Origin of the sequence: Halomonas sp. Cn5-12 (assembly GCF_021532545.1) — a bacterium.
GTDB classification, from domain to species: Bacteria; Pseudomonadota; Gammaproteobacteria; order Pseudomonadales; family Halomonadaceae; genus Vreelandella; species Vreelandella aquamarina.
The window spans coordinates 22,179-34,066 of record NZ_JAKGAY010000036.1; the positions used below are offsets into that span (position 1 = coordinate 22,179).

General features: G+C 50.3%; 11 protein-coding genes. 10 read left to right on the top strand and 1 reads right to left on the bottom strand.

All coding sequences use genetic code 11. The features are described from left to right. The first annotated feature begins 1 nt into the window (after position 1). The 10 genes from wbpD to pgm all read left to right on the top strand — a co-directional run bounded on the left by wbpD (position 2) and on the right by pgm (position 11,519). Positions 2 to 583, top strand: coding sequence for an acyltransferase (wbpD, locus tag L1249_RS15145; protein WP_235253702.1), 582 nt, complete (start codon positions 2 to 4; stop codon positions 581 to 583). A 2-nt stretch (positions 584 to 585) separates the two neighbouring features. Further along, the gene (locus L1249_RS15150) at positions 586 to 1,671 is read left to right on the top strand and encodes a DegT/DnrJ/EryC1/StrS family aminotransferase (protein ID WP_268825209.1); all 1,086 of its coding nucleotides are present in this window, start codon (positions 586 to 588) and stop codon (positions 1,669 to 1,671) included. A gap of 11 nt (positions 1,672 to 1,682) precedes the next feature. After that, positions 1,683 to 2,780 carry a methyltransferase domain-containing protein gene (locus L1249_RS15155; RefSeq protein ID WP_235253704.1) on the top strand — a complete coding sequence of 366 codons (1,098 nt, stop codon included), beginning with the start codon at positions 1,683 to 1,685 and terminating at the stop codon, positions 2,778 to 2,780. Between the two features lie 15 nt (positions 2,781 to 2,795). Further along, a complete protein-coding gene (locus L1249_RS15160; RefSeq protein ID WP_235253706.1) occupies positions 2,796 to 3,971 on the top strand; it encodes a hypothetical protein in 1,176 nt (391 codons plus the stop codon). 1 nt (position 3,972) lies between these two features. Beyond that, positions 3,973 to 4,146, top strand: a complete 174-nt coding sequence (locus L1249_RS15165; RefSeq protein WP_235253707.1) for a hypothetical protein — start codon at positions 3,973 to 3,975, stop codon at positions 4,144 to 4,146. 105 nt (positions 4,147 to 4,251) lie between these two features. Then, positions 4,252 to 6,093 carry a glutamine--fructose-6-phosphate transaminase (isomerizing) gene (glmS, locus tag L1249_RS15170; RefSeq protein WP_235253708.1) on the top strand — a complete coding sequence of 614 codons (1,842 nt, stop codon included), beginning with the start codon at positions 4,252 to 4,254 and terminating at the stop codon, positions 6,091 to 6,093. 521 nt (positions 6,094 to 6,614) lie between these two features. Then, positions 6,615 to 6,857 carry a hypothetical protein gene (locus L1249_RS15175; RefSeq protein WP_193461110.1) on the top strand — a complete coding sequence of 81 codons (243 nt, stop codon included), beginning with the start codon at positions 6,615 to 6,617 and terminating at the stop codon, positions 6,855 to 6,857. Between the two features lie 33 nt (positions 6,858 to 6,890). Continuing rightward, the gene (locus tag L1249_RS15180; protein ID WP_235253709.1) at positions 6,891 to 8,342 is read left to right on the top strand and encodes a glycosyltransferase family 2 protein; all 1,452 of its coding nucleotides are present in this window, start codon (positions 6,891 to 6,893) and stop codon (positions 8,340 to 8,342) included. A gap of 48 nt (positions 8,343 to 8,390) precedes the next feature. After that, complete coding sequence (gene glmM, locus L1249_RS15185; RefSeq protein WP_235253711.1) at positions 8,391 to 9,728, top strand: phosphoglucosamine mutase; 1,338 nt, start codon at positions 8,391 to 8,393, stop codon at positions 9,726 to 9,728. Positions 9,729 to 9,926: 198 nt separating this feature from the next. After that, positions 9,927 to 11,519, top strand: a complete 1,593-nt coding sequence (gene pgm, locus L1249_RS15190) for a phosphoglucomutase (alpha-D-glucose-1,6-bisphosphate-dependent) (RefSeq protein ID WP_235253713.1) — start codon at positions 9,927 to 9,929, stop codon at positions 11,517 to 11,519. Between the two features lie 185 nt (positions 11,520 to 11,704). Here the strand turns inward: pgm and L1249_RS15195 are convergent. Continuing rightward, positions 11,705 to 11,888 (bottom strand): hypothetical protein (locus tag L1249_RS15195; RefSeq protein WP_235253714.1); only part of this gene is annotated, 184 nt, incomplete at its 5' end.

Here is an 11,888-nt window from a genome sequence, read left to right on the forward strand (position 1 = left end):
TATGAGCTATCAAGTTCATGAATCTGCCATTGTTGATGACGGTGCCCAAATTGGTGACGGATCAAGAGTATGGCACTTTGTGCATGTATGTTCTGGTGCAAAAATTGGTCAACAAGTATCACTAGGGCAAAATGTGTTTGTTGGTAACAAAGTTACCATTGGTGATAAGTGTAAGATACAGAATAATGTATCGGTATACGATAACGTTCACCTTGAGGAGGGAGTGTTCTGCGGTCCCAGCATGGTGTTTACTAACGTTTATAATCCGCGCTCATTGATTGAGCGTAAGGATGAGTATAGAGATACATTGGTTAAGAAGGGGGCTACTCTTGGAGCGAATTGTACAATTGTTTGTGGAGTAACAATTGGGCAATATGCTTTTATTGGAGCCGGCGCGGTTATAAATAAGGATGTGCCCGATTATGCACTCATGGTGGGGGTTCCCGCACGCCAGATTGGTTGGATGAGTGAATATGGAGAGCAGTTAGATTTACCTTTAAATGGTCATGCTGAAGTTAAGTGCCAATATACAGGACATGTCTATCAGCTTAGTGACAGTAAATTATCGAAGGTGGATGTTTAATCATGCAATTTATTGATTTAGCTGCTCAGCAGGCCATCATTAAAGATAAAATTGATTCCAATATCCAAAAAGTTCTGTCACACGGTAATTATATACTTGGTCCGGAAGTAATTGAGCTAGAAGAAAAATTAGCGAAGTTTACTGGAGCAAAATATTGTATTACCTGTGCTAACGGTACGGATGCTCTCCAAATTGCCCAAATGGCCCTTGGGATAGGCCCAGGTGATGAGGTGATCACTCCAGGGTTTACCTATATTGCTACTGCCGAAACAGTAGCTCTACTAGGGGCCAAACCTGTTTATGTTGATATTGATCGTGATACCTATAATTTAGATGTAAAAAAGCTAGAAGAAGCTATTACACCTAAAACAAAAGCAATCATACCTGTTTCATTGTTCGGTCAATGTGCAGATTTTGATGAGATAAATCTTATTGCATCAAAATATAATATCCCTGTTATTGAAGATGCTGCACAAAGCTTTGGCGCTACCTATAAAGGTACTAGGTCGTGTAACTTAAGCACCATCGCATGTACCAGCTTTTTTCCAAGCAAGCCATTAGGTTGCTATGGAGATGGCGGAGCAATTTTTACAAATGATGAAGAGCTGGCAACAGTTATGCGTCAGATTGCTCGCCATGGGCAGGATAAGCGCTATCATCATATAAGAGTGGGTGTTAATAGCAGGCTGGATACTTTGCAAGCGGCTATTTTGTTGCCTAAATTAGAAATTTTCGATGAAGAGTTAAAGCAGCGCGACCAAGCCGCTAAATTATACTCTTCATTACTTTCTGAGAATGGTATCAATACTATCCCATGCGTGCGTGATGAGAATTCATCAGCATGGGCTCAGTACACTATTCGTGTAGACAATAGAGATTCTGTCCAGAAACTATTGCAAGAAAAAAATATCCCAACTGCTGTTCATTATCCGATCCCCTTAAATTTACAGCCTGCTGTGCAGAATTTGGAGGCTCACCTCCCTGTAGGTAATGAGGTGGCCAAAAAAGTAATGAGCTTGCCTATGCATCCTTATTTAAGTAAAGATGAGGTGGAATCAGTTGTGGGTGCATTGTTAGTTTCACTATAAGGTGTTTGGTCATGGATAATAAGAATATATGTGATGGTGCTAATGACCGAATTTCTTGTTTAGAGAAACTTGCTAAAGAGTATGCCTCTGATGAGGCATACTTTAAAGAAGAACTAGTGTATGGAGAACTTCTTAGATTACAGGCTAAGCCGATTTCTTACCTAATTGCGAAGGCGCAGTCATTAAGAAATCAAAACAAAATCCAGAGAGCAATTGAGCTGTTGGAGAATTCTGTATCTTTAGGAGTGTTTAATAGTAAACTCCTTCATGTCCTAGCTGCTTTCTATAGGGATGTGAAAAGTTTTGAAATAGCAGAAAATTATATTTGGCATATCATTAGTATTGATACTGTTTATTCCCAAGAACTAGGGTTTTCGGTTTTTGCTTCTGATATTCTTAGAAAACAAGGTTATATCAATACTGCTTATAGTATGTTGCGCCATGCAATAGTCATAAGTGAATCTTTAAATAAAAAAGTTCCGCTTACCGCTTCTGCCATGTTAGTAGAGCTTGAGCATCAAGCGAACAACGGATACAGCTATGAGGTATCTCATAGGTTTTATGATGCTGTTTATGAGCATTCCGAAAAATATGCTTCAGCATCTGCTGATTCTATTTATGTTCCTGTATGGGATAAAATTTGTGAGCTCTTTAAAACTTATGAATTTCAATCCATCGTAGATGTGGGTTGTGGGCCAGGGCAGTTTGCAGAATATATAATTAAACATATACCCGCAGTAGATTATTTTGGTTTTGACTATAGTAAAATCTCTATACAGAAAGCTTCTGAAAGAGTACCCAATGCTAAGTTTTTAGTTGGAAATGCTTTCGACTCTGAGATTGTTCAGGAAAATAAAAATGACGTTTTTCTGCTTTTAGAAGTGCTTGAGCATATTGAGCAGGATATTGAGCTGCTAAGCAGTTTTCCTACTGGCTCTAGTATCATTTTTTCTGTTCCAAATTTCGATTCATTTGGTCATGTTCGTTTTTACCTTGATGTTGAAGATGTAAAGCATCGATTTGGCGATCTCTTTACAGATCTAGCCGTAGAGAAGGTTGTTTTAAAAGGTTATTCTTCTATTTTTCTTGCTCATGGTGTTAAAGCCTAGTTTGAAGGTTTTTAAATGATTGATAATTTTCGCTTGGCTCATCAGTGTGATAAAGCTTTACGTGATGATCAGTTCTCTCTTTGCTATGATCTAATTGCTCGTGGCCTCAGGAGTAATCCAGGTGATGCGCTTTTGATTGTTGTTCTCGCAAAACTTATTTTGAAGAACCCTAAGTTTTCATTCGATTTTGATTTTCTTGTTTTGTGTGTCGCAAACTTTATGCGTATACACAGTGCTATGAATAAGAAAACTGCGCATGTATGGCATGCCATCAGTATCATCAATTCTCATGTGATGCGATTTTCAGATCACCAGTCATTGAAAGATGACAAGTTGTTTTTTTCAAATTTTCGATTTCCAAAAAGAAGAAACAAAAAAATTGTAATTTTGACATGTGTATGGAAAAGGCACGATTTAACACGCCTTTTCTTGAATTACTACCAAGAATTGTTTTCTACGCTAGATGATCAGGTGTCTGTTCAGATAGTAGCCGTTGGCTCTGAAAAGTCGGTTTCACGAAGCATTTGTGAAGCTGGTGGGGCTATTTATATTGAGCACCCTAATGACCCCTTATCTCAAAAATGGCAAGCGGGCTTAGATTACTGTAAAGCTCTGGATTTCGATGCTTTAATTGTCCTTGGTTCAGATGACTTTATTTGCTCTGCTACGTTTCAGCATTACTGCTCTCTCATTGATAAAGGCGTACTCTTTGCAGGGTTTCAAGACTGTTATTTGCACGATTATTATCATAAGAAAACCATCTATTGGAAAGGGTACGGTTACTCTGGTGAATCTCAATCTCAACCACATCGTTTAGGCGAAACGATAGGTTTAGGTAGATTTTTACATCGTGCACTTTTGGAGTATATGGAGTTTGATCTTTGGGGTGGGGTTTCTGCAAATAAGTCTTTAGATAGTATTATGATGAATAAGGTGAAGTCTAAGACTGGCTTTCTTCCACTAAAAGATTGTCATTTGACGTCAAGTGAAGCTGCTCATAATGGTTTTACTTTTGGTTTGATTTCTTCATCCCTAAAAGATCTTGGGTTATTTGGCGTTGATGTCAAAGTAAGTGATAATATCACTTCTTTTGAAAAATATTGTTCATCCAATAATGTCTACGAGGATGTTTCTAACCAAATGCTAAATAGTTCCTCTATGCGATTCTTAGAAAAATATGGGGTTTGCTAATATGTCTGATACTCCGTTGGATGATGAGTCTTATCGTAAGCAGCTATTAGAGCTCTCGGAGCAGCACGCGAAAGAAAGGTCTGAGTTGGCAGGAAAAATTTCTCGCCTGCAACAAGAAAATTTTCGCCTCAAAAATTTGCTCGGGCTTCTTGCTTCCGATGATGTTGGGGGGTGATGAACACCATGCGGATAAGACTGTAAGCCTTGAAAAAAAGCTTGGTCTGGATTTTTCGCTGCCTGAATAACTTCTTACGCTTTGTAATTAATAACTGGATATATTATGTGCGGCATTGTTGGCGCGATTAGCGCAAAGGAAAGCACCGATTTTCTACTCGCAGGGTTATCCACCCTGGAGTATCGCGGCTACGATTCGGCAGGCTTGGCGGTACTCAATAATGGGTTGCAGCGCGCCCGTGCCAAAGGGCGTGTGGCGGAGCTAGCCAGCAAAGTGGCGGAAGCGGGTATTAACGGGCATGTGGGTATCGCTCACACACGCTGGGCTACTCATGGCGTTCCCGCCGAGCGCAATGCTCACCCTCACATCTCCTCTGGCTTGGCGGTGGTGCATAACGGGATCATCGAAAACTACGAGTCTCTCCGTGAGCAGCTTCAAGGCCTGGGGTATGTGTTCAGCTCGGATACCGACACAGAAACCATTGCCCACCTGATTCAAGCCTGTTTTAAAGGCCAAATAGGCGAACCCGCCGAAAATCTATTTTCTGCCGTGCAGTGTGCTGTTGCCCACCTGAAGGGGGCGTTTGCGTTAGCCGTCATTAGTGAGGAAGAGCCGGATTGTTTGGTGGTTGCCCGGGAAGGCTCCCCGCTGATGCTGGGTGTTGCAGAAGATGGCTACTATGCCGCATCTGATGCCTCTGCGCTGCTCTCTGTTACCAAGCGCATGATGTACCTGGAAAACGGCGATGTAGCCCGTTTGAGCCGCGATGCGGTGGTAGTGGTCGATGGTATCGGCCAGATGGTTGAACGCGCCATTGTCACGTCTAGCTTGAATGCCAACGCGGTCGAGTTGGGCGATTACAACCACTACATGCAGAAGGAAATCTTCGAGCAGCCCCAGGCGCTGAGTAACACGCTGGAAATGATTAGCGGGGCAGGGCAGTTGCAGCCCGGCATTTTTGGTGCGGAAGCCGCAGAGATTTTTCAGCAGGTGGAGTCTGTCCTGATACTGGCGTGTGGTACCTCTAGCTATGCAGGCATGACGGCGAAGTACTGGATCGAGCAGGTGGCGGGCATTGCCTGCAACGTAGAAATTGCTAGCGAGTACCGCTATCGCCATAGCGTGCCTAACCCGAAGCAGTTGGTGGTGGTGATCTCCCAATCGGGTGAAACTGCGGATACCCTGGCGGCGCTGCACCATGCAAAGGCGCAGGGGCATATCTTTACTCTGGCGATCTGTAACGTTCCGGAATCTGCCATCGTGCGTGAAACCGCGCTGCGCTTTATCACCCGCGCTGGCCCGGAAATTGGTGTGGCCTCTACCAAAGCGTTTACCACTCAGCTGAGTGCGCTGTTCCTGTTGACGCTGCTGTTGGCCAAGGCGAAACAGCGGTTGAGCGAAGCAGACGAAAAGGCCTACCTGGATGAGTTGCGCCACCTGCCTATCGCGGTAGACAGGGTACTGGCGTTGGAACCCAGCATTGAGCAGTGGGCGCAGCATTTTGCCCATAAGCACCATGCGTTGTTCCTGGGCCGTGGGCGGCATTACCCCATTGCAATGGAAGGTGCCCTGAAGCTCAAAGAGATCTCCTACATTCATGCGGAAGCCTACCCAGCGGGTGAGCTGAAGCATGGCCCGTTGGCACTGGTGGATTCGGAAATGCCGGTGGTGGTGGTAGCGCCCAATGATGAAATGTTGGAAAAGCTGAAAGCCAACATGCAGGAAGTAAGTGCCCGTGGCGGGCAGCTTTATGTATTTGCCGATGGTGGCAGCGCGGTGAAGTCGTCTGACGGTGTGAACGTACTGTTGATGCCTGAGCACTACGGCTTGCTTTCGCCTGTGTTGCATGTGGTGGCGCTTCAGTTGCTCTCTTACCATGTGGCGTTGGTGAAAGGCACCGACGTGGATAAACCGCGTAATTTGGCGAAGAGTGTGACGGTGGAGTGAGGCGGTTTGGGTGGCTGTATCGGGGCGGCTAAGCGCCGCCCACGCGGGTGCCTCATTTGCTCGTGCCTCGCAAGATTCGTTACGCCGCGCTACGAGGTTCAGTGCATACACCTGTAGCGCGTGGTAAGCGGAGCGCACCCGCGAAGCACTCCGGTAGGAGTGCCGGTGGTAGCGAGGAGGTGAAATGGCGCACGGTGGCTTCATCCAGGCGGCTGTTCGCCGCCTACGCGCCGGGCCGCCGCTGCGGGTGCCTCATTTGCTCGTGTCTCGCAAGATTCGTTACGCCGCGCTACGGGTTCAGTGCATACACCTATAGCGCGTGGTAAGCGGAGCGCACCCGCGAAGCAATGCGTTGGCGGTGCCATTGGGGCGCGAGAGTTAGCTTCTGATAAGATGATCAAGCAGGGGCCTTAGGGCCCTTTTTTGTAGGTGAGTGTTCAGGAGTGAACCGCCTGTGGCATTGGGGTTGCCGCATAGACGTGCAGGAAGCGATAAAAAAATAATGCCTGAGTGGGGATACCATGGCAGATGCACAGGAAACCATCGTTCAGTTGGAAGCACGGTTACAGGCGCTGGTGGAACATTATGCGGTTGAGCGGGGAGAAATGGCGGAAAAGCTGAGCCAGCTGCTGGAAGAGAATGACCAGTTGAAGCGCCAGATAAAACGGCTAGAGAACACGGCCGGGGCGTTGGAGGCTGGGTCGAGCCCTGAAGGGGGAGAGCGTGGGCTAACGTTTGATTTTTCATTACCTGACCGCCAGTGAGCTGGCCGAGCAGGTGGCAATGCAGGAGACAGGATGCAGTTATTGAAGGCAGCAGAAGCTCGGTTGTGCCAATGGTTGGGGCAACACGCGCTGGCCTTGGCCAAGGGAGGCCCACGCTTCGAACACTCGGCGGCGGGAGTGTGGTCGCTTTATCGGTTGGGTATGTATCGTTCCGTGGCGGCATTGCCGGAATACCCTGAAACCAACGCGCAATTTGCCCGAGCCGCCTGCCTGACGGCGTTAGGCGAAGCGCAGCAGGCAGAGCAAGTGGCTCGCTCGCTATTGAACAGTGGCCGTTTGCGACAGCGTGGGGCGGAATTTATCCAGGCGATAGCGGCGTTTTCTCCATCCTTGGCAGAGTCGCTGTGCCGTGACACCGAGCTGCCGCCATCTTCCTTTTTGCCGGTGGCGTTGGCCATGCGTCTGGGAGATCGTTCTTTGGCGCAGGCGCGACTGGAAACGTATCTAAGCCAGGTCGCATCGCCCACGCCCGAGGCTTGCCTGGTTGCCAGCAATCTCTACGCGGCTTCGGCGTTAGAGCAGTGTGAGCACTTGAACCGCTTTTTGGCCCAGCATGGTTTATCAGCGGTACGTCCACGTGATGAGCAGATACCGTTGGGTGTCATGAACCTAACGGCAGTAGTGGACTCAGAAGAAGATGACGCGTTACATGAGGGGCATCATGAGCCTTTGGTAAGTGTCTTGATGACGACGTATTGCTCAGGTGAGCGAGCGGTACGTGCCATTGATTCGCTGCTGGCTCAGCGACATCGTCATTTGGAAATCATCGTGGTGGATGATGCCAGCCCAGACAATACGTTCGAGCATTTATTGACGTGTGCGGCCCGCGATGCGCGGGTGAAGTGTTACCAGTTGCCCAAAAACGCGGGTACTTACGTCGCTAAAACGTATGGTCTGCAACGCGCCAATGGGCAATTCGTGACGTGTCACGATTCGGATGATTGGTCGCATCCAGAGAAGATTAGCCGCCAGTTGGCGCCGATGCTCAAGCATTCCCGTATCATGGCAACGACGTCGCAGTGGGTACGTTTGAGTGATGAGGGCGTCCACTTCGTGCGACAAGCGGTTCCGTTCACTCGTTTGAATCCGTCTTCACCTCTGTTTCGGCGCGAAGTCATCGAGCGCATGGGGAGCTGGGATCTGGTGCGCACAGGCGCAGATAGTGAGTTCCTGGCGCGGATGAAGCTGTTTTTTGGTAAGCATGCGGTTCGTCGTTTGGTCGAGCCGTTGGCCTTCGGTGCTCACCGTGATGATTCCTTGATGACGGCGAAAGACACCGGGCATTTGGCAAACGCGGTTTCACCTGCGCGTTTGGAATACTGGGAAAGCTGGAGCCGATGGCACATTCAACGGCTGCGATATTCTCAGCCTTTGTGTTTGGCACCGGTGAGTGAAGGGCGTTCGTTTGCGGCCCCCGAAGCGATACAAGTGCCAACGTCGGATATTCGAACTCTGCTGAGCTGAGACACGCTTGCAGGCGATCAACATAATGACATTTGATGGTTGGGTAACATGCGAAAGTATTTTGGCACCGATGGTGTGCGTGGCCTGGTAGGTGAGTTTCCGATGACCCCTGACTTTGCCATGAAACTGGGTTGGGCCGCAGGGCAGGTATTGGGTGCCGAAGGTGTCAAAGAAGTCATTATCGGGAAAGATACTCGTGCCAGTGGCTACATGCTGGAGTCGGCGCTGGAGGCGGGTTTTTCCGCAGCGGGTGTCAACATTGCTCTGGTAGGGCCGTTACCGACGCCTGCAGTGGCATATCTGACCTCTACCTTTCGTGCGGATGCCGGGGTGGTGATCAGCGCCTCGCATAACCCGTTTCATGATAATGGCATCAAGATCTTTGGCCAGGGTGGGTTTAAGCTTACGGATGCTCAAGAGCAGGAAATCGAGCGGTTGCTTCATGTGGCCATTGAAGGCGGCATGACGTGTGTCAGCTCTGATCAGTTGGGCAAGGCACGCCGTGTCGATGATGCCGCGGGGCGCTATATCGAATATTGCAAGGCTACCTTGCCCAGCAGCCTCAGTTTGAGCGGGCTGAAGGTCGTGGTGGATTGCGCCAACGGAGCTGCTTACAAGGTGGCACCTGCCGTTTATCGTGAACTGGGCGCTACTGTGGTCAGTATTCATGACCAGCCCAATGGCGTGAATATCAATGCAGGTTGTGGTGCCACGGCCATGCAAAGCTTGCAAGCTGCCGTCATTGAGCATGGGGCCGATATGGGGATTGCCCTGGATGGCGATGCCGATCGTTTGATGATGGTAGATCATACGGGCGTGGTGGTAGATGGTGATGAGCTGCTCTTCTTGCTGGCCAAGGATGCGAAGGCATCAGGCTACGAAGGCGGCGTCGTGGGCACGCAAATGAGCAACCTGGGCCTGGAGCAAGCGCTGGCAGCGATGGATGTGCCCTTTAAGCGTGCCAAAGTAGGCGACCGCTATGTGATGGAGCAACTCAAGGCCATCGGTTGGCGCTTGGGCGGCGAGGGGTCTGGCCACTTACTGAGCCTAGACCATGCCTCTACAGGCGATGCCATCATTGCCTCACTGCGCGTACTCACCTGCTTATTGCAGCAAGAGGCAACGCTGTTTGTGGCAAAGCAGGGCATGCACAAGCTACCGCAAACGTTGATCAACGTTCGCTACACTGCCGTAGAAGGCATCGACCCGCTAGAAAGCGAGCAGGTGAAAGCGGCAGTCGCCAACGTAGAAACGGAGCTTGGCGATAGTGGCCGTGTGCTGTTGCGTAAATCTGGCACCGAGCCGCTGATTCGTGTGATGGTTGAGGCAGTGGATGCCGAGCAGGCGACCTCTTGCGCGGAGAAAATCGCTGCGTCGTTGGCGTAATCCGGCCGTTCGTATGTCAAGCCAGCCAGCCTTTCGGCTGGCTTTTTAGTGATTGCAGATGCTTAACCTCTGTGGCGTTGAGGTGTGATACAACATGTGCGTATTAGTGCTGTGTTAGCCTTATCATTTTGTTTATTACTATCATCGTTGCGTAAACACCGTGCGAGATAGAAATGATATCTAGCAAGGGAGAAGGAAATGGAAGCCATCGTAACGGCATTTTTTAATGAAACACCGGATGCCAGCATTGCTAGCGAGCGGGTAGCCTTTGGCACCTCTGGCCACCGTGGCCGTGCCACCGAGCGCACGTTTAACGAAGCGCACATTATCGCCATCACCCAGGCGGTGGTGGATTACCGCCAAAAGGAGGACTACCAAGGCCCGCTGTTTTTAGGCGTGGATACCCATGCGCTGTCTCGCCCTGCCTGGGAGTGTGCGTTGCGGGTGCTGGCGGCGAATAAAGTGCCGGTCATGGTAGAAAAGGGCCATGGCTACACGGCCACACCTTTGGTTAGCCACGCAATCTTGCAGCACAACGCGCAGCAGCGCCACGCCATGCCTGCCGCCAAAGCAGATGGCTTGATTATTACGCCTAGCCATAACCCGCCGGAAGATGGCGGTATCAAGTACAACCCTTATCACGGTGGCCCTGCCGATACCGAAGCGACGCAGTGGATCGAGCTGCGTGCCAATGCGTACCTGCTGCGTCAGTTAAGTGACATTACGTTGGTATCGTTGGAAGAGGCGCTAGCTCACGCCCAGGAGTATGACTACACCGCACATTATGTAGCGCAGTTGGGTAGCGTGGTGGATATGGCGGCGATTCAAAAAGCTAACTTAACGCTGGGCGCAGACCCCATGGGCGGCACGGCGCTGCCCGTGTGGCAGGCGGTTGGTGAGCATTTCGGCCTGAACTTGGAAGTAGTGAACACCACTATTGATGCCAGCTTCAGCTTTATGCCGCCTGATCACGACGGCAAGATCCGCATGGATTGCTCCAGCGCGAATGCCATGGCGAACCTGCTCAAGATCAAAGACCGCTTCGATATCGCTTTTGGCAACGACCCGGATGCCGACCGCCACGGCATTGTGGATGCCAATGGGCTAATGAACCCGAACCACTTCCTCGCGGTGTGTGTGGATTACCTGATCAGCCATCGCCCGCAGTGGAGCGATTCACTGAAAATCGGTAAAACGCTGGTCTCTTCTTCGATGATCGACCGCGTAGTGGCCTCGCACAACCGTGGGCTGTTCGAAGTGCCGGTCGGTTTTAAGTGGTTCGTGGATGGCCTGCACGAAGGCTGGCTCGCCTTCGGCGGCGAGGAGAGCGCTGGCGCGAGCTTACTCACCCAAGCAGGCGAGGCGTGGTCTACCGATAAAGACGGCATCGCGCTGTGCTTGCTAGCCGCTGAGATGATGGCCGTTACCGGCAAAACGCCCAGCGAGTATTACCAAACCCTCACCGAACGCTTTGGCGAACCGTTCTATAAACGGGTCGATACCGCCTGCAGCGCAGAAGAGAAAGCCGCGTTCAAAAACCTCACCGCCGATAGCATCACCGACACCACCTTGGCAGGCGACCCCATCACCGCCGTGTTGGTCAAAGCGCCGGGTAACCAAGCCGCCATTGGTGGTTTAAAAGTCACAACCGAAAACGGCTGGTTCGCCGCACGTCCCAGCGGCACGGAATCGCTCTACAAAGTGTACGCGGAAAGCTTCAAAGGCCCGCAACATCTCGACGAGCTGATTGAAAGTGCCACCACGCTGTTATCTGGCGTGTTGAAAGGGTAAGTAGTTCACGTAGCGCGGCGTAAGCGAAGCGCACCCGCGAAGCACTCCGCCAGGAGTGCCGATCTTGGCATCGAGGTGTGATCATTCACGGCGGCTTGACCCAGGCGGCTACTCGCCGCCTTCGCGGGTGCCTCTCTCGCTCGTTGCTCTCGCTCTGTAAGCGTTCATTCCACGACGTAGTTGACCTACTTCACGTCACGCAGAGGCCTTAATAACTCCGGCGAGACCTTGTACTGTTTGGTGCCGTCCTCGGCCAGAACAATCACACTCTTGCGGTTGATCTTGGTGACGATCCCCAGCACCGGGCCTTCCCGGCCCTCGAAGGTTACTTTCAGGCCCACCCGCAACTGACTCAGTGCCTGCAGATTT